Source organism: Citrifermentans bemidjiense Bem, assembly GCF_000020725.1.
GTDB lineage: Bacteria > Desulfobacterota > Desulfuromonadia > Geobacterales > Geobacteraceae > Geomonas > Geomonas bemidjiensis.
Genome location: NC_011146.1, coordinates 932884 through 950000 on the forward strand (window position 1 = coordinate 932884; position 17117 = coordinate 950000).

13 protein-coding genes (1 of these 13 running past the window's edge) are annotated in these 17117 nt (G+C 60.1%); 7 read left to right on the top strand and 6 right to left on the bottom strand.

Annotated elements, in window-relative coordinates; genetic code table 11:
• Positions 1-171 precede the first annotated feature (171 nt).
• The 4 genes from GBEM_RS03925 (at position 172) to GBEM_RS03940 (ending at position 4066) form a co-directional block, all read left to right on the top strand.
• Entirely contained in the window at positions 172-864 is a 693-nt protein-coding gene (locus GBEM_RS03925; protein ID WP_012529227.1) for a GntR family transcriptional regulator, read from the top strand.
• Between the two features lie 57 nt (positions 865-921).
• The gene (locus GBEM_RS03930; RefSeq protein ID WP_012529228.1) at positions 922-2571 is read left to right on the top strand and encodes an acetyl-CoA hydrolase/transferase C-terminal domain-containing protein; all 1650 of its coding nucleotides are present in this window, start codon (positions 922-924) and stop codon (positions 2569-2571) included.
• A gap of 340 nt (positions 2572-2911) precedes the next feature.
• Complete coding sequence (locus GBEM_RS03935; RefSeq protein WP_012529229.1) at positions 2912-3352, top strand: GSU0071 family protein; 441 nt, start codon at positions 2912-2914, stop codon at positions 3350-3352.
• Positions 3353-3601: 249 nt separating this feature from the next.
• Positions 3602-4066 (top strand): hypothetical protein, encoded by a 465-nt coding sequence (locus GBEM_RS03940; protein ID WP_012529230.1) that lies wholly within the window; start codon positions 3602-3604, stop codon positions 4064-4066.
• A gap of 73 nt (positions 4067-4139) precedes the next feature.
• On the opposite strand, the gene GBEM_RS03945 is transcribed toward GBEM_RS03940, so the two are convergent.
• The 3 genes from GBEM_RS03945 to GBEM_RS20310 all read right to left on the bottom strand — a co-directional run bounded on the left by GBEM_RS03945 (position 4140) and on the right by GBEM_RS20310 (position 9446).
• Positions 4140-5765: a methyl-accepting chemotaxis protein gene (locus GBEM_RS03945; protein ID WP_012529231.1), complete on the bottom strand. Its 1626-nt coding sequence runs from the start codon at positions 5763-5765 to the stop codon at positions 4140-4142.
• A 362-nt stretch (positions 5766-6127) separates the two neighbouring features.
• The gene (locus tag GBEM_RS03950; RefSeq protein WP_012529233.1) at positions 6128-6805 is read right to left on the bottom strand and encodes a response regulator; all 678 of its coding nucleotides are present in this window, start codon (positions 6803-6805) and stop codon (positions 6128-6130) included.
• Complete coding sequence (locus tag GBEM_RS20310) at positions 6798-9446, bottom strand: ATP-binding protein (protein WP_012529234.1); 2649 nt, start codon at positions 9444-9446, stop codon at positions 6798-6800. Before GBEM_RS20310 ends, GBEM_RS03950 begins: the two co-directional genes overlap by 8 nt.
• Positions 9447-9844: 398 nt before the next feature.
• Here GBEM_RS20310 and GBEM_RS03960 point away from each other — a divergent pair, with 398 nt between their 5' ends.
• Complete coding sequence (locus GBEM_RS03960) at positions 9845-12580, top strand: hybrid sensor histidine kinase/response regulator (RefSeq protein ID WP_169308681.1); 2736 nt, start codon at positions 9845-9847, stop codon at positions 12578-12580.
• Between the two features lie 134 nt (positions 12581-12714).
• Here the strand turns inward: GBEM_RS03960 and GBEM_RS03965 are convergent, their stop codons facing one another.
• The gene (locus GBEM_RS03965) at positions 12715-13731 is read right to left on the bottom strand and encodes a glycosyltransferase (protein WP_012529236.1); all 1017 of its coding nucleotides are present in this window, start codon (positions 13729-13731) and stop codon (positions 12715-12717) included.
• A 258-nt stretch (positions 13732-13989) separates the two neighbouring features.
• Between GBEM_RS03965 and GBEM_RS03970 the strand changes: the two genes are divergently transcribed.
• A complete protein-coding gene (locus GBEM_RS03970) occupies positions 13990-15432 on the top strand; it encodes an aminotransferase-like domain-containing protein (RefSeq protein WP_012529237.1) in 1443 nt (480 codons plus the stop codon).
• 22 nt (positions 15433-15454) lie between these two features.
• Here GBEM_RS03970 and GBEM_RS03975 read toward each other — a convergent pair whose 3' ends face one another.
• A complete protein-coding gene (locus tag GBEM_RS03975; protein ID WP_012529238.1) occupies positions 15455-15667 on the bottom strand; it encodes a hypothetical protein in 213 nt (70 codons plus the stop codon).
• Positions 15668-15951: 284 nt separating this feature from the next.
• On the opposite strand from GBEM_RS03975, the gene GBEM_RS03980 reads away from it, so the two are divergent.
• Positions 15952-16194 carry a YtxH domain-containing protein gene (locus GBEM_RS03980; RefSeq protein WP_012529239.1) on the top strand — a complete coding sequence of 81 codons (243 nt, stop codon included), beginning with the start codon at positions 15952-15954 and terminating at the stop codon, positions 16192-16194.
• An 87-nt stretch (positions 16195-16281) separates the two neighbouring features.
• Here the strand turns inward: GBEM_RS03980 and GBEM_RS03985 are convergent, their stop codons facing one another.
• Positions 16282-17117 carry the 3' portion of an EamA family transporter gene (locus GBEM_RS03985; RefSeq protein WP_012529240.1) on the bottom strand. It continues 37 nt past the right edge of the window, so 836 of the gene's 873 nt are visible here — the last part of the coding sequence; the start codon falls outside the window, past its right edge; its stop codon occupies positions 16282-16284.

Sequence of the window (17117 nt, forward strand, 5' to 3'; positions counted from 1 at the left end):
CTGTCAGCAACGTGCTGCATCTGAGTCGAAAAGACAAAGTGAGGCAATTCGCACTGTTAAGTAAAAATTAATACAACAAAGGATCTGTCGACACTTTACTGTTGACAGTAGCAAAAAACGGAGTATTTTGTGGCCCTGTCTTGTGTATACGTTTTGAGGTGTCGACAATTAATGAAAAGCACTCGGGTCGAAATCGACTCTTCACTCAGCCTGTCCGACAGGATTTTCGAACAACTACAGACCGCCATTGTGAAGGGCGAGATGCCGTCCGGCAGCAAGATCTCGGAGCCGGAACTGGCAAAAAGCTACGGCATCAGCCGCGGAACCCTCAGGGAGGCGCTGAGCCGGCTGGAGGAACGCTACCTGGTGGTTCGCTCCCCGAACCTCGGGGCGCGGGTGGTAACGCTCTCCTATGAAGAGCTGGTCGACATCTACCAGATAAGGGAAGCCTTAGGGGGGATGGCCTGCGGGCTGGCGGCGGAGCATATGACTGCCGCGGAGATCGCGGACCTGAAGCGGCTGCTCGACGAGCACGAAAGAAACATCGAGGAGAACCAGGGGCTTTCCTACTACCAGCAGGAGGGGGAGTTCGATTTCCACTACCGCATCCTCCAGGGGAGCCGCAACTCCAAGGTCACCGGCATATTGAAGGGTGGCCTGTACCAGTTGATGCGGATGTACCGTTACCAGTTCTCCATCTCGGGTCCGCGCCCCTACCAGGCGCTCAAGGAGCACCGTCGCATCGTGGAGGCGATCGAGGAGCGGGACGCCGAACTGGCCGATCTCCTGATGCGCCGCCACATCAGGGCCGCACGCAAGAACATCGACGAGCGGCGCAGCATTTCCACGTTTGAGAAGGGTTGATAGCCCCCTTTTTTTGCGCCATTGGCGTATACGCTAAAAACAAACAGGAGGAACGTGATGTCGAATTATGGAACCCTGCAGGACCGCGTGCGCTGCAAGTCGCTTCTGAGCAAAGTGATGTCCCCCGAACAGACCATCGGCTTTTTCAAGGACGGGATGAACCTGGGCTGGTCCGGTTTTACCCCGGCCGGCTACCCGAAAGCGGTGCCCATCGCCCTCGCCGACCACGTTGAGAAGAACGGGCTGCAAGGCAAACTGAGGTTCAACCTCTTCATCGGCGCCTCGGTCGGCGCGGAAACCGAAGACCGTTGGGCAACCCTCGACATGATCGACCGCCGCTGGCCCTACCAGACCGGCAAGAACATCGCAGCGGGGATCAACGCCGGCCGCATTCGCATGGGCGACAAGCACCTCTCCCTGTTCGCCCAGGACCTCGGCTACGGCTTCTACACCAAGGACACCCCGAGCGGCAAGCTCGACCTCGCCATCATCGAGGTCTCGGCCATCACCGAAGACGGCGGACTGGTGCTGACCTCTTCCTGCGGCGTAGTTCCCGAAATCCTGATGATCTGCGACAAGGTCATCCTCGAGGTGAACACCGGACAGCCCTCCTTCGAGGGGATGCACGACGTGGTGGTCTGCAACCACCCGCCCAAGCGCCAGATCCTGGGGATCACCACCGCCGGCGAGCGCATCGGCAGCACCTACGTTCCGTGCGACCCCAGCAAGGTGATCGCCGTGGTCGAGTCCAAGCACCGCGACAAGGGGCGCGCCTTCTCCGAGCAGGACGACACCTCCGAAGCGATCGCCAACAACATCATCGACTTCTTCACCCACGAGGTGAAGGCTGGGCGCCTGCCGAAGAACCTCCTCCCGCTGCAGTCCGGCGTAGGTTCCATCGCCAACGCGGTCATCGGCGGCCTGGCCAAGGGTCCCTTCTCGAACCTCACCGTCTTCACCGAGGTGCTGCAGGACACCATGCTCGACCTCTTCGATTCCGGCAAGCTGGACATGGCCTCTTCCTGCTCACTGTCGCTCTCCGAGACCCCGGGTTTCCCGCGCTTCTTCGACAACATGGAGAAGTACTTCGACAAGATCGTGCTGCGCCCGCTCTCCATCTCCAACGCCCCCGAGCCGATCCGCCGCCTTGGGTGCATCGCGATGAACACCCCGGTCGAGATCGACATCTACGCGCACGCCAACTCGACGCTGGTCGGCGGTACCCGCATGATCAACGGCCTGGGCGGCTCGGGCGACTTCCTGAGGAACGGTTTCCTGAAGATCATGCATACGCCGTCCTCCCGCCCCTCCAAGACGGATCCCAACGGTATCTCCTGCGTGGTGCCGCACTGCTCGCACATCGACCACACCGAGCACGACCTCGACTGCGTCGTCACCGAGCAGGGGCTTGCCGACCTGCGCGGCATGGCTCCGAAAGAGCGTGCCCGCCGCATCATCGAGAAGTGCGCGCATCCCGACTACAAGCCGATCCTCACCGAGTACCTCAGCATCGCCGAGAAGCAGTGCCTCGCCAAGGGCGTCGGCCACGAGCCGCAGCTTTGGGACCGCGCCTTCAAGATGCACCTGAACCTCGCCGCGAACGGTACCATGAAGATCAAGAACTGGGACATGAAGGTCGACCTCTGCGAGGAGGCAGCCGAGCGCCCGGTGCGCCAGCCGAGCATAGGCGACTCCGCAGCCGTCTAGTAGCTGGCTGAAAAGAAGCACCTAAGACCCCGGTTGCCGAAACGGTACCGGGGTCTTTTCTTTTGCCGGGGATCTTCGGTGAAATGGCGGTGGCCGGCTCCGGATGAGGCTAGTGCTGAGAGGGAGGCTCCCTCGCGTGGGTGTGTGCAATTTTGCAGCGCCGCATGTCGTAAAGTTGAGCAGGTGCGACGAATTAGAACAGTGGATGGTTCACTGGCCCTCGCTGTTCCGGCGCTAGGAGGGGGAGTGCGGACATCGTCCGGTTGGTACGTATCCTGCTTTTTCACTTTTGCATTACCATAACCGCGCGGAATTCCCGGGCACCAATTCGAGGGTTGAGATGGATACTTACACGATCGATGTGGAACTTGAACACTACTACGGCGACCGCATGGCAACCAGCAGCAGGGAAGCCATCCGCCGCTTTTACCTGCGTGCCGTCTCCCGCTGCAACGGGGCGGAACTTGAGAGATACCTGCGCCTGGTGAGGGCGCACGCGTCGGTGTATTCGTCGGTGCACCGCATGTTCAGCTCGCCGTTCAAGCATATGGAGCTCCCACTGTTCCTTTCCAGCCTGGTGCTGTTTGCCTCCAGCGTCCTCATGGTTTTTTACGGGGAAACCACTGTGATAGTCGCCGCCGGAACCTCGGCGGGGCTGGTGGGTATGCTGCAGTGCGGCCGTTCGTTGATCAAATACTGGCAGCGCCACGCCGTGCGCGAGGCGGTGTTCCTTGAGTTCGCCGAGATTCTGCAGAAAGAAAGCGGCGAGTTCACCAGATAATTAAAAGGGGACAGGCAAAAGGGGACAGGCAACTTTTTGATTTCAAAAAGTAGCCTGTCCCCCTTGGACATGTCCCCCTTCTACAGTCATAAAAACCTTCTCAACAAAAGCTGTCATGGCACTACGCCTGGCAGCTTTTGTATTTGCCGCAAAGCGCATAAACCTTTGACGATTGAGAAATGCGGTTTATATTTGTAGCGGTTGCCGCAAAGAGTCGGCTGCCAAAAAACAAACACGGAGGTAGCATACATGAAGCGCCTGATCCTGATCTGTCTCTCCCTTGTTCTCCTGTTGCCAGTTTCAGTTCTTGCCGGCGGTCTCGACAGTTTCCTCACCAGCCTCAACGTCCAGGCCCGCGCCGACCTCCCAGGCTTCTCCGCCAAGATAGGAGCCCAGTTCGGCGTGCCGGTGCCCCAGGTGCAGGCGGTGATCCGCTCGGTTTCGGAACCGGCCGACGCCTTCATGGTCTTCGAACTGGGACGGATGTCGGGGAGGCAGCCCGACCAGGTCATGGCGGTATACCAGCCCAACAGGAAGAAAGGGTGGGGAGCCATCGCCAAGGATCTGGGGATAAAACCGGGATCGCGGGAGTTTCACGACCTCAAAGCCGGCAACCTCCACTTCAGCGGCCACCCCGAAGGGGGGCAGGGCGGGGATGAAGGGAACGGTAAAGGGAAGGGGAATAAAGGGCACGGCAAGGGGCACAACAAGTAACTCTCTTCCTAATAAAAACAAAAAGGGGCCGGGCTTTACGCCCGGCCCCTTTTTTGTCTGCGGTTGAAACCGGCTACAGGCGGAACTGCCTGACCAGCCCTTCGAGGACCTTGGCGTTGGAGGCGAGCTGGCTCGCGGCCGCAGCCGTTTCGGCGGCCCCGCTGGCGGTCTGCTGCACCACCTCCGTCACCTGCTGCACGTTTGTGGTGATCTCGCCGGTGGTGGCGGTCTGCTCCTCGGCGGCCGTTGCGATCTGGTTGATCTGCGTGGAGACCTCACCGATCTGCTTCAGTATGGTCTGCAGTGCCTCTCCCGAGCGTTGGGAGAATTCAGTCCCCTTTTCCACCTCGGCAACCCCCTCCTCCATGGCGCTTACCGCGGCCTTGGTCTCGTCCTGGATCGCCTTGATCATGGCGCCTATCTCCTTGGTCGCCTTGGTGGTCCGTTCGGCAAGGGCGCGAACTTCATCGGCGACTACGGCGAAGCCCCGTCCCTGCTCGCCGGCGCGGGCCGCCTCGATGGCGGCGTTCAAGGCCAGGAGGTTGGTCTGGTCGGCGATGTCCTGGATGGTCTCGATGATGTCGCCTATCTGCTCCGACCTCTCGCCCAGGCTTTCCACGGTGCGGGCGCTGTCTTTCACCCGTTCCGCGATCCTCGCCATTCCGGCAATGGTCTCCTGGACCACGGCGCCCCCCTCGTTGGCGGAATCGCTGCTTTGGCGCGAGGTCTCGGCAGCCAGCACGCAGTTTTGGGCGATGTCGCCGCTGGTTGCGGCCATCTCCTCGCTGGCGGTCGCCACCGAGCCGGTCTGGGAGGCCACCTCTTCGGCGCCGGTCGCTATCTGCACGGCGGTCGACTGCAGCTGGCTCGACGCCGCGGCGATCTGGGTGGAACTGTCTGAGACCTGCCCCAGTATCCCCCGCAGGCTTTCCACCATCTTGCGGGAAGACTCAGCCAGACGGCCCAGTTCGTCGCTGCCGGTCAACGTGATGGATACGGTGAGGTCCTTGTCCGCCAGGCGGTCGTTCGCGGCGATGAGTTCCTGCACCGGAACCGTGATGCTCCGCACTATTATGACGGCCAGCAGCGCCGACAGCACGACGGCGGCTATGAGGAGTCCGATCACGACCAGACGCGACTGCCGGATCAAGTCATCGGATTCCTTGCCGACATGTTCCAGTTCCTTTTGCTGGTGCTCGAGCATCTTGTCTATGGCCGTGAAGTACGCCGTCTGGGTCTTGCGCACCGAGGTCATCAACTCCTTGCTCGCCTGCGCCTTGTTCCCCGACTCGATGAGCCCGATCACCATCTTCTGCGACTCTACGTACTGAGCACGATTCTCCACCACGGTTGCGAACAGCTTCTTGCCGTTTTCGCTGCTGACTATCTTCTTGAGTTCCTCAAACAGTTTGCCTATCGCCGCGCGGGCTTCCTCTATGCGTTTTTTTTCCTTCTGGACCTCCACTGGGTCCTCGTTCAGGATCATGTTCCTCATCGCCCGGGCGATGACGTTGGCCTGGCTCTTGGCCTCGTTCAGCATCACCGTTTTGGGCCACTTGTCCTCGATCATCAATCCGATCTTCTCGTCGAAAACTTGCATCCTGTTTATGGCGTACCCGCCGACTACTGTCATAAGCACTAGTATTACAGCGAATGCGATTCCAAGTCTGACACTGAGTCTCATGCCGGAAAAGTTCATACTGCTCTCCTTGTGGGCTTTGCTGACGACGGATTGATATATCTTCAACACTTATCGCCGCCGTGTGAGCGGGACTTGAATAAAAATTCCCATAGCGGCGCCAGATGAGAGTCGTACCGGCATAAACTGAGCGGTCGACTCCCGTGTGTGAGTAGTTGCGGGGGCAGGAGATCTGTAACCGGATTGAGGAACTGCGGCTCTTGATGGAGAGGCGTGCGGAAAAAAAGCAATGGTCAAAGCAGCAAGGGGGGCGAGAGAAGGATTTTCGGCAAGGGAGCTTCGATTTGTCCTGCATCTGAGAGGGGCGGCCGTGGCAGTGCCGGGAGGCAGCATCGACTGAAGCTCTCTGCCGTTGTCTTATGCTAGGGGGGCGCAGGCTTAGACCCGGGATCCGGGGGGAGGCCTAACGCTGACAGTTCCTCCTTGATAGAGTTCATCTCTTTTTCAAAGCATTCAGGACAGGCGCTGTGGCTGAACATCACCTCCGAGTGCTGGCTTACGTAGTCCTCCAGTTGCCGCCAGCTCTCCTGGTCGTCCTTGATCTTCTTGCAGAACATGCAGATGGGGATGATCCCTTCCAGCTGTCTCACCCGTGCCAGCGCGGCCTCCAGTTCCTCCTTCTGCCGTGCCAGCAGGTCGCGCTGCTCCCGCACCAGGTCGGTGCGCTGTTTGAGCGAGACCAGGTTGCGGACCCGCAGCTTCAAAAGCTCCAGGTCGACCGGCTTGGTGAGGTAGTCGATGGCCCCGACCGCGAGCCCCTGGCGCGCCCCCTGGGGGGTGTCCATGGCGGTCAGGAAGATGACCGGAATGTCTACGAAGTCGGGATTGGCCTGTATGATCTTGCAGACGTCGAAACCGCTGATGTCGGGCATCATCACGTCCAGCAGGATCAGGTCGATCTGCTGTTCCTTCAGCCTGCTGATAGCCTCGTGCCCGTTGAGCGCGGTCACCACCTCGTAGTCGTTGCCCAGAGAGACCGATACCAGCCGCAGGTTGATCGGCTCGTCATCCACTATCAGTATCCTCGATGCTCTAGTCATGACTCACCTCCACGGCGTACAGGACCCGCTGCAATTCCTGGATCAGCTCGCCGGTCTCCAGCGGCTTGGAGAGGTAGCCGTCAAACCCCTCCTCCCTGAAGCGTCTCTTGTCGTCGTTTAGCGAGTAGGCGGTGAGGGCGATCACCGGCTGGTGGATCGAGGTCCCCTGCTCCTTCTCCCGGATCTGCCTAAGCGCTTCGTCCCCGCTCATCACCGGCATCTGTATGTCCATCAGCACTACGTCGTAATCCCCCTGCTCCAGCTGGGCCAGGCATTCCCTGCCGTTCTCCGCCACCGTGGTCTCCATGCCGAGCTTTTTGAACAGGGACGCGGCGAACATGATGTTGGTCTGGTCGTTCTCCACCAGCAAAAGCCGCAGGTAACGCCCTCCCCAAAGAGCGGGGCCTTCCTGGCGCGGCGACTCGACAGGTTTGCTCCCGTCGGGGGCGGGGCTCAGGGGAAGGGTCAGGGTGAAGCAGCTGCCGACTCCCGGCGTGCTCTCGATGGAGATGCTTCCCCCCATCATCTCGGCGAGGCGCCGGCTGATGCTGAGCCCGAGCCCGGTCCCGCCGTACTTCCTTGTGGTGGAGCCGTCTACCTGGACGAAGGGCTTGAAGATCTCCTCCAGCGCCTCGGCCGCTATCCCGACGCCGGTGTCACGCACCGCCATTTGGAACAGGGGAGGGGCCACGGGCTGCTCCAGCAGCGTGACGGTGATGGTGACCCCGCCTTTTTCGGTGAACTTGACGGCGTTCCCCAAAAGGTTGAGTAGGATCTGCTTGAACCGGAGCTGGTCGCCCAGTACCGCATCGGGGACATCCGGCGCCACTTCGACCTGGAGCCGAAGAGCCTTTTCCCTGGCGGCCGGGTTCTGGGTCATCACCACGTCCCTGATGCTTTGCAGCAGGCTGAACTGCTCGGACTCCAGGGTCATCATCCCCGCCTCGATCTTGGAGATGTCGAGTATGTCGTTGATCAAGGTCAGCAGGTTCTTGCCGCAGCTCTTCAGGGAGCTGACGTATTCGCGCTGCTCCGCGTTCAACTCTGTCAGTTCCAGCAGCTGCGTCATGCCGATCACCCCGTTCATGGGGGTGCGGATCTCGTGGCTCATGTTGGAGAGAAACTCGCTCTTGGCGCGGTTGGCCCTCTCGGCCGCGTCCATCGCCTGGCGCAGGGCCTCCTCCGCTTCCTTGCGCTCGGTCACGTCGGTGATCATGGCCAGCTTGGAACTGGTGCCGTAGGCGTTCTCCACGGTGGTGTTGAAGACCTGGTACCAGCGGCCATCCTCGGGGCTGTTCCACTCCCACTGCACGCTCTTGCCTTCGAAGCTTTCCACGCCGTGGCACCACGGGCAGGGGGCGGGAAGGTCGTGGAGCACCTGGTGGCAGATGCCGCCGGTCCCGTCGCGTCCGGTCCTTTCGATCAGGCGCTCGTTCATAAACTCCAAGTGGCGATCTGGGGAGCAGATGTACATCAAGCCGTCGAACGCCTCGATCATGCCGCGGTAGCGCGCCTCGCTGGCCCGCGCCTCGTTGCGGCTGATCACCAGCTTGGCGAGGGCCAAGAGCAGCAGCAGGAACAGGCTGGCCGAAAGGAGCACCATCATCCTGAAGCCGTAGCGCGAGAGGAAGGTCTGCGGCTGGTTGATGACGATGCTGTCCGCCGGCAGTTTCGAGACCGGGATGTTGAACCGCTGCATCTCGGTGTAGTCGAACATGTACTGGTTGGGGCTTGGCTGCAGGCGCGACTGGATGCGCTTCCCCTTTAAGACGTCGACAGCGAGGTCCGCGGCAGCCACTCCGTGCCGGCGCAGGTTGACCAGCCGCCCCCCGACGATCCCGTAACCCAGGTTGAATTCCCACCCCCCGTAAACCGGGGCGCGGCTCGCGTCGGAGATGCGCCGCAGCGCCTCCACGCTGGAGATGCGCGCCCCTTTGGCGTCCGGTACGAAGGAGGCGAAGTAGACGATCACGCTGTCGGGGGGGATCTGCTGCACCTCGCGGATCAGCTCTTCGAGCCTCTTCCCTTCGCGGTAAATGAATTCGGCGCGCGACCGGAAGGGGCTTGCTGCTTCCTTGAAGCTCGCACTGTTGAGGGTTCCGGTGATGGAGTCGTCGTGGATGACCACCACCCGCTTGCTGTCGGGGTGGAGCCTGAAGATCAGTTCCAGCGTGTCCCCGAAGCTCGGGCTCTCGTCTATCCCGGCAAAGTCCAGGCGGTTCCTGATGCGCTCGGCGTCGAAGTCGTTGGTCCCGCAAAAGACCACGGGGGGGTTGCCGAAGAGCTCGTCACGGTGTTTTTCCACGACGTTGAAGGCATAGTCGTCGCTGGTGAAGATGAGGTCGAACGGCTTCTTTTTGTACTTGAAGTGGAGGGTATCCAGCACGCGGCGGTCGTATTCGGGGCCGCTGTAGTTCTTGGAGTCGAGGTACTCGATGGTGATTTCCGCGGCGGGGAAGGTTCTTTTCAGGGTCTCGCTGAAGCCGGCGACGATGCCGTCGGACCCCGTGTACCCTGCGTGATAGGAGTTGATAACCAGGATCTTCTTGTGCTGCGACTGTTCGCAGCGCGGCGTCGTCGGGATGAGTAGCGCTGCCAGCATCGTCAGGCAGAACAGCAGATGGAACTTGAGCGGTTTCATCTTATGACACTCCGTGCAGGTGATCGGGCATTGTCTGGACGTGGATGTTCAAGCAATATACCTAAAGATGGCGGATTATAAAAAGGATAAAGTACAAGACTTCGCTTTATGTGACGCCGGACACCGCGAGCCGGCTGAGAGTGTGGGAGAGATCTTTTCTGATTCTTGAGTTGTTTTTGCTTGTAATAAATATCAAGTTGGCTCAAGTTGTCCCGCAAATTGACGAAGTATGACTGTAGGAACAATATCACGACATCCCCTGAGGCTGTCCCATGACTCTCAAAACGCGCAGCACAGTTATCTTTTTGTCGTTAATCCTGCTTGGTGCATCCCTTGGTTTCCTCTTCTTTGACCGGGGCCCAGCTCACCCCCGCCTTTTTTATCTCTTTGCTGTCCTTGTGGTTCTCGTTACGGCAGCCACGATCCACCTCGTCCTTTTCCGTTATCTGAAAGCGATCGACGGCGCACGTGTCGCCTCGGAAAATGCTGCCAGTCGCCTCAACCTTGCGCTGAAAGCCGGAGGGTTCGGCATCTGGGACTGGGACATCGTCCGTGACCTGCTGGTGTGGGACGACGGCATGTTGCAGATCTACGGTATAGACCAGAGCGCGTTCAATGGGTGCTTGGAGAGCTGGAAGGAGGCGATCCACCCCGAGGACCGTGAACGGGCCCTGGCGGCCACGCAGGCGGCGCTGCGCGGGGAGACGGAATATGATCTCTCGTTCAGGGTGCTGCGCCCAGACGGGGAGATTCGGTACATAAAGGCCGACGGCACCGTGATACGCAATGGCGAAGGTGCTGCGGTGAGGTTCATGGGGCTGAACGCCGATGTGACCGAGCAGAAGATTATCCTCGACAGCGTCATACGCGAGAGGAACAAGGCCCAGCTATACCTTGACATCGCAGGCGTCATGTTCGCCGCGATCGACAGGGAGGGGATCATCAGGCTGATCAACAAGAAGGGGGGGCAGATCCTGGGCTATCCGGAGGACGAACTGATCGGGCGTAACTGGTTCGAGGTCTGTCTTCCTCCGACGGCGGTCGGCGTCGTCAAGGACGTCTTCGCCAAGCAGATGGCGGGGGAGATCGAGTCGGTCGAGTTTTTCGAAAACCCGATTCTCACTCGAAGCGGCGAGGAGAGGATGATCGCATTCCACAACACGCTTTTGCATGAGGAGGGCGGTGCGATATCCGGCGTCCTTTTTTCAGGCGAGGACATAACTGAGCGTAAGCGGGCGGAGGCGTCGCTTGAGAAGGCGGCCGGCGAATGGCAGGCGGCGATGGACGCCTCGGGCGACGCCATCTACCTCCTCGATCTCGACCGGAGGGTACTGCGGGCGAACAAGGCATTCTACGAGATGACCGGGAGGAGCCCGGAAAGCTCGATAGGGATGCACATAGCGGAGATCATCCACCCCGGCCACTCGGCCCCGTGCGTCCTTTGCGACGCCCAGACTGCCCTCATCGACTTCGTCACAGTCCTCGAGGCGGGTCACCCCGACAACCACCAGGGATGCCCGGTGGAGGTGAGCCTCAAGATGGTGCGCGACGGCAACGGCAAGCCGGTGAGCATGCTCGTCACGCGCCACGACCTCTCCTTCGATCGCAAAACCCAGGAGACCCTCAGGGAGAGCGAGGAGCGCTACCGCCAACTGGTCGAGCATTCCCAGGACATCATCTTCATCACAAGCGGCGGGAAGATCGTCTTTGTGAACGACGCGGGGGTCCGTATCCTGGGCGCTGCGAGCGCGAACGATATCCTCTCCCGCAGGCTGCTCGATTTCGTCCACCCCGATTCGAAGGCGCTGGTGCAGGAGCACATGGAGATGGCGGCCACCCAGATGGGGCGCCTGCCGGTAACCGAGGTGAAGTACCAGCGCCTCGACGGGAGCACCTTTTACGGCGAGGTCACCGCCACCTCGATCATGCACCAGGGAAACCCGGCGATCCACGTCTTTGTGCGCGACATCACCAACAGGAAGAACCTCGAGGAGCAGCTGCGCCATTCGCAGAAACTGGAGGCCGTTGGGCATTTGGCCGGAGGAATCGCCCACGATTTCAACAACCTTCTTACCGTCATAGGAGGTTACGCCTCGCTGCTCGAGATGAAGATGGAGCCGGGGGACCCCAAGGCGGAGATGGTCGACCAGATCGTCGCCTCCACGGACCGCGCCGCCAACCTCACCCGCAGCCTGCTTGCCTTCAGCCGGAAGCAGGAGATGCACGCAGACGACTGCAGCCTCAACGAGATCGTCCAGGGGGTCGGGAAGTTCCTGAGGAGGATCATCGGTGAGGATATCACGCTGAGCACCACCCTTGGCCCCGAACCGCTCACCGTCTTCGCCGACAAGGGGCAGATCGAGCAGGTGATCATCAATCTCGCGACCAACGCCCGGGACGCCATGGAAAACGGGGGCGCCTTCTCCATCTCGACCGGGCTAACCGTTTTTGACGGCAGGTTTATCCAGTCCCGCGGGTTCGGAAAGCCCGGGAAGTTCGCCGTCGTCAAGGTCTCCGATACCGGCAAGGGGATCGACAAGGGGGTGCGGGGCAAGATCTTCGAGCCCTTCTTCACCACGAAGGAATTCGGGAAGGGGACCGGGCTCGGGCTTTCCATCGTCTACGGCATCGTGAAGCAGCACAAGGGGTACATCGACGTCGACGGCCATCCGGGGAAAGGGACCACTTTCAGCATCTACCTCCCCCTCTCCGGAAACCCTCTTCCAAAGGGCAGGGGGAAGGAGACGTTCGACGCCATCAAAAGGGGGAGCGAGACCATCCTCATCGCCGAGGACGAGGCGCACGTCCGTGAACTGGTGGACTCGGTGCTGCAGCAGTTCGGCTACCGGACCATGCTCGCCGTCGACGGCAGGGATGCGGTGGAGAAGTTCAGGAGGCACCGGGAGAGCATCGACCTCGTCTTCACCGACCTCATCATGCCGGGAAAAAGCGGCATGGAGCTCCACACCGAGATCAAGGCGATGAGGCCCGACGTCAAGGTGCTCTTCACCAGCGGCTACATGGCTGACGTCATGGAAAAACACGGCAACGTCGACGAGCATTACGACATCCTGATGAAGCCGATCGCTCCCGCGGAGCTCGCCCGCAAGGTGCGCGAGATGCTCGACGCCTGACTTCCCCCGAAGAGCCGCCAGGAGCGATTCGCCGACGCCATCACCGCTTTCACCGGGAGCTGGACCAGATGGAGCAGGAAACGGAGGAGAAGGAGAAGTACGGGGGCTGAACACAACGGGAAAAAACAGCTATCTCAAGCCACGCAGACGGCGTCGATTCCTTCGACGAACCCCGCCTGCGCGGAGGACGCCCGCACCAGCGCCCGAGCCCCCCGGGCGCCCACCGTCATCAGCAGCTTCACCCCGGATGGCCTCACCTGGCCGGTGGCAAGTACCGGGGCACCGTGCAGCTCCCGCCCGATCTTCCGGGGGTCGACGTCCAGCCAGGCGGAGACCCTGATCCCCTTCTCGCGCAGCAGGCGATACCACGCCCGCCCCTCCAGGCCCGCTCCGGCTAGAATGACCTCGCTTTCCCCTTTCAGAAATCCGTTCATCAGGTGGTGCAGCTTGCAACGGCGAAACGCGTCGGGGGCATAGGCAGGATTGGTGCGCGTGGTCCGTTCGGGGCGCTCTCTCCAGAAGAACAGAGTCTCTGGAAGCCTTGCGAACTTCACTTGCGCGGCGGCAAGTCTGAGCCACAGGTCGTAGTCTTCCGGCCATCCCTGGTCGCGGTAGCCGCCCAGCTGCTCTACATCCGACCTGCGGTACATCACGCTCGGGTGCACGAAAGGGGACTCGACGAAGAGGTCTGCGGTTATCTCGTCGTGGGAGATGAGCCGGTTCTGCCACTGCTCGTACCCGTTCATACCGGTGCCGACCTGCTGCCGGGGGAAATGCTTGAACGAGCAGGCAACGAGCCCTGTCCCGGGGTGGGCGGCAAGGAACGCCACCTGCGCCGCGAGTCTTTGGGGATGCGCGATATCGTCGCCGTCCATCCTGGCGATAAGCGGAGCCCGGCATGCTTTGAGCCCCTGGTTCAAGGCGGGGACCAGCCCCTCGCCGCAGTGAAGCACCCGGATGCGCGGGTCGCTTGCCGCCGCCTCGGCGAGGACGCCGGGTGTGTCGTCGGTCGAGCCGTCATCCACCGCCACCAGCTCGCAATCGGGGAAGGTCTGTGCCGCAAGCGAACGAAGCGCCGCCGGCAGGAACCGTTCCTCGTTTCTCACCGGCATCAGGATGGAGACAGCCGGAATGTGATTCAGCGTGGTCATGCAGAGTCCCCCATATGCCTGTTATTGCGATAGGCAACATATCAGCAGTAAGGGTTGTACTCCAAGTGAAAAGGCGCCGCGAGTAGGAGGTGACTGGTTCCAGCTACGGGCAACTGTCACAATTGTTATCATGGCAATGACGGAAACAGGTAGCTGTACCCATTCCAAATTGTGTAGACTGTATCTGGCGTGATTGGGCTCGTGGAGTAGAGTGAAGATGTCTTAAAGCAAACTGTGTGAGCGGCGCTGGGGGGAGATATGGCTTCGGAAACGGCAACAGACTGCAGGCCGCTGTATGAGAAGGTAGGGGGCGAGATAGTCGCGCTCATCGAAGGTGGCACCTTCCGGGCTGGGGAACGGCTCCCCTCGATCAGGCAGCTCAGCTCAAAACTGAGCGTCAGCATCAACACGGTGATGCAGGCGTACGCGGTCCTGGAGGACCGCCGGGTGATCCAGGCGCGCCCCCAGTCGGGGTACTACGTCTGCCCCCGCGCACCGGAAATAACCGCTCATCCCGTCTCCTGCGGGCAAGGTTTTCGCGCCACCGCCGTCACCTTCAGCGATCTCTGCCAATTGGTGATCCGCAATATGATGGAACCGGCAATGGTCCCTCTGGGAAGTGCGGTTCCCAATCCGCAGCACCTGCCGTTCGAGAAGCTGAACCGGATCATGTCCGCCGAACTGAGGCGCTTCGGCTCCCAGAGCGTTTCCTACATGATGCCGCCGGGGAGCGAACGGCTTCGGACCCAGATCGCCAAGCGCTCGCTTCTTTCCGGGATCAGCGTCACCCCGGACGAAGTGCTGGTGACTGCCGGCTGTGTGGAGGCTGTTCAGCTCGCCTTGCGCGCAACCTGTCGCGCCGGCGATACCATCGCCGTCGAATCCCCCTTCTACTTTAACTTCCTGCAACTCATCGCGGAAATGGGACTGAAAGCGCTGGAAATTCCCTCCACCCCGAGGGAAGGGATATCGATAGAGGCGCTTCGCTATGCCATCGAGAACAACAAGATCAGCGCCTGCCTGGTGATTCCCAACTTCAGCAACCCGCTGGGGAGTCTGATGCCGGACGACAGGAAGCGCGAACTGGTTCAGCTCCTGGAAGGCCACGGCATCCCCCTTATCGAGGACGACATCTACGGCGATCTCACCTTCGGCCAGCAGCGTCCGGTCGCGGCCAAATCGTTCGACAAGAAGGGGCTGGTCATCTACTGCTCTTCCTTCTCCAAGACCCTGGCTCCCGGCTATCGGGTCGGGTGGGCAATCGGAGGGCGTTTCCAGGACGAGATGGAGCGGCTGAAGATGATGACCAACCTTGCCGTCGCCTCACCGACCCAGCTTGCCCTGGCGGAGTTTCTCGCCAATGGCGGGTACGACCACCACCTGCGCGCCATCAGGCGCATCTATGCCAAGAACCTGTCCCAGATGTCGGAGGCGGTGGCGCGGTATTTCCCGGAAGGGACGCGGATGACGCGCCCCACAGGGAGCTTCATGCTGTGGGTGGAGATGCCGCAGGGGGTAGACTCGGTGAAGTTGTTTCACCGGGCATTGGAGCATCGCATCGGCATCACGCCGGGAGCCATATTCTCTCTCTCGGACAAGTACCGGAACTATATACGTCTTTCATCGGCGTATTGGGATGACAAGTCGGAACGGGGAGTAGAGACCTTAGGTATGCTGGCCAAGGAGATACTGAAGTCCTGAGGATGCAGCTGGCTGAGATGGGTTAGTGGGCCATGTGGATGAGTGAGCAGTTACGGCATTTGCCGTAGCGTGCGGGCAGGTAGAGCAGGTTGATAGTCAGGCAGTTCTTGCATTCCCAAAAGGTGTAACCGGTTACTTTCTGCCCGGCGTCTTCGCTGAACAGCCATTTGTAATAACCGTCCCAGTCGTATTCTGGTTTTTGGTTCGCCTTCTCTATCAATTCCTCTAGTAGCATCTCACACTCCTTGAGTGGTTTCAGTCACTGGCGGATAATGTACGCCGATTTTGTTAAATATCAACAAAACATTGATGTTGTATACTAACAGTGGGCGCCAACTACCCGATAGATTCAGTCATTTTGTTGTTCATTCTGTTTTATTCTGCCGCTTTCGCCCAAGATGAGTATCAATGGGACGCTGCAGACTCTACGCCCGCCGGTTATAAATTTCCGCCTAGACTTCCGTTTTTGATCGGCGGTAAAATGGCTTATCTGAACAGACTGTCTGAGAGGAGGCGCGTATGAAAAGGTTGATGACAGATGTCATGATGCTGGTCGGTGGCGGGGTAGTAGGCGCTGGCTTGGGCCTGATGTTCGCCCCTTATTCGGGTGCCAAGAGCCGCAAAAAAATGGCGCGCATGGGCAAGATGATGGGCAATAAGAGCGACAGGATGATGCGGGATCTCTCCGGTAGGATGTCCGATCTGGCTGACACCATGGAGAGCATGAGCGGGAAGGCGACCAAACTGATGCGCATTAGTTAGTGTGCTCACGGCGCACCTTCAATTGAACGACTGATAAAGAAAGTGAAATGGCCCGAAGCGTTGTCTGCTTCGGGCCATTCTTTTGCTTCATCCGAACCTGATCAAGACGGCCCCGGCGACGATGATCGTTGCCGATAAGAGCCTGGTCCGGCCATAGGATTCCTGCAGAAACAGGATACCTATCAGGACCCCCACCATAATGCTTACCTGCCGTACCGGCACCGCATAACCAACGCGAGCGAGATTCAATCCATAGCGGAAGGTGAGAAACGAGGCCATAACCACAGGTCCGCTGCAAAGGATGGGACGCCAGTTGACCCGCCATTCCTCTGCGATGGCGCTCCGGTACTTGGTGCGGCTCAGGTTCAGGGTCATGAGGAGCAGCATGGTTAGCGTGAGGAAGTAGGTGAAATATAAGGGTGGGTAGTGTCTGACACCGGTTTTCTCGGCGATCGAGCCGATGGAATAGATGAAGCCTGCCGCCAATGCGGCTCGCACCGAGGTGCTCTTCAAGTCGCGGAAGGGACGTGCGAGTTCCACCAGGCTCAGGCGCTGCATCTGCACCGAGAAGGTGCCAAGGATGACGAGGAGTATCCCGGTGATTCCGCGCAGGGAAAGGCGCTCCCCCAGGATCGCCATTCCCCAGATGGGGACCCATACCATCGAAGTCTGGGAGAGGGGGTAGATCACGGAAAGGTCGCCGGTGTGGTAGGCACGGCCGTTCAGCAAGTGATAAAGGACGAAGCTGACCGAGCCGATGGCGATCATCAGCAAGGTATGGCTTCCGGGAAGGTGAAACTCTTCAGGGAAAAGAGGTAGTGATGCTGTGAACAGGATGCTGGCGATCACGAACATCCACCAGATGAAGACAGTCTTGTGGCGGCTGCGCTTTACCAGCATATTCCAGATGGCATGCATGACCG

What these genes read in the sequence shown, in the direction of transcription:
- GBEM_RS03925 (WP_012529227.1), top strand. Translation starts at nt 172, where the DNA reads ATGAAAAGCACTCGGGTCGAAATCGACTCTTCACTCAGCCTGTCCGAC.
- GBEM_RS03930 (WP_012529228.1), top strand. Translation starts at nt 922, where the DNA reads ATGTCGAATTATGGAACCCTGCAGGACCGCGTGCGCTGCAAGTCGCTT.
- GBEM_RS03935 (WP_012529229.1), top strand. Translation starts at nt 2,912, where the DNA reads ATGGATACTTACACGATCGATGTGGAACTTGAACACTACTACGGCGAC.
- GBEM_RS03940 (WP_012529230.1), top strand. Translation starts at nt 3,602, where the DNA reads ATGAAGCGCCTGATCCTGATCTGTCTCTCCCTTGTTCTCCTGTTGCCA.
- GBEM_RS03945 (WP_012529231.1), bottom strand. Translation starts at nt 5,765, where the DNA reads ATGAACTTTTCCGGCATGAGACTCAGTGTCAGACTTGGAATCGCATTC.
- GBEM_RS03950 (WP_012529233.1), bottom strand. Translation starts at nt 6,805, where the DNA reads ATGACTAGAGCATCGAGGATACTGATAGTGGATGACGAGCCGATCAAC.
- GBEM_RS20310 (WP_012529234.1), bottom strand. Translation starts at nt 9,446, where the DNA reads ATGAAACCGCTCAAGTTCCATCTGCTGTTCTGCCTGACGATGCTGGCA.
- GBEM_RS03965 (WP_012529236.1), bottom strand. Translation starts at nt 13,731, where the DNA reads ATGACCACGCTGAATCACATTCCGGCTGTCTCCATCCTGATGCCGGTG.
- GBEM_RS03970 (WP_012529237.1), top strand. Translation starts at nt 13,990, where the DNA reads ATGGCTTCGGAAACGGCAACAGACTGCAGGCCGCTGTATGAGAAGGTA.
- GBEM_RS03975 (WP_012529238.1), bottom strand. Translation starts at nt 15,667, where the DNA reads ATGCTACTAGAGGAATTGATAGAGAAGGCGAACCAAAAACCAGAATAC.
- GBEM_RS03980 (WP_012529239.1), top strand. Translation starts at nt 15,952, where the DNA reads ATGAAAAGGTTGATGACAGATGTCATGATGCTGGTCGGTGGCGGGGTA.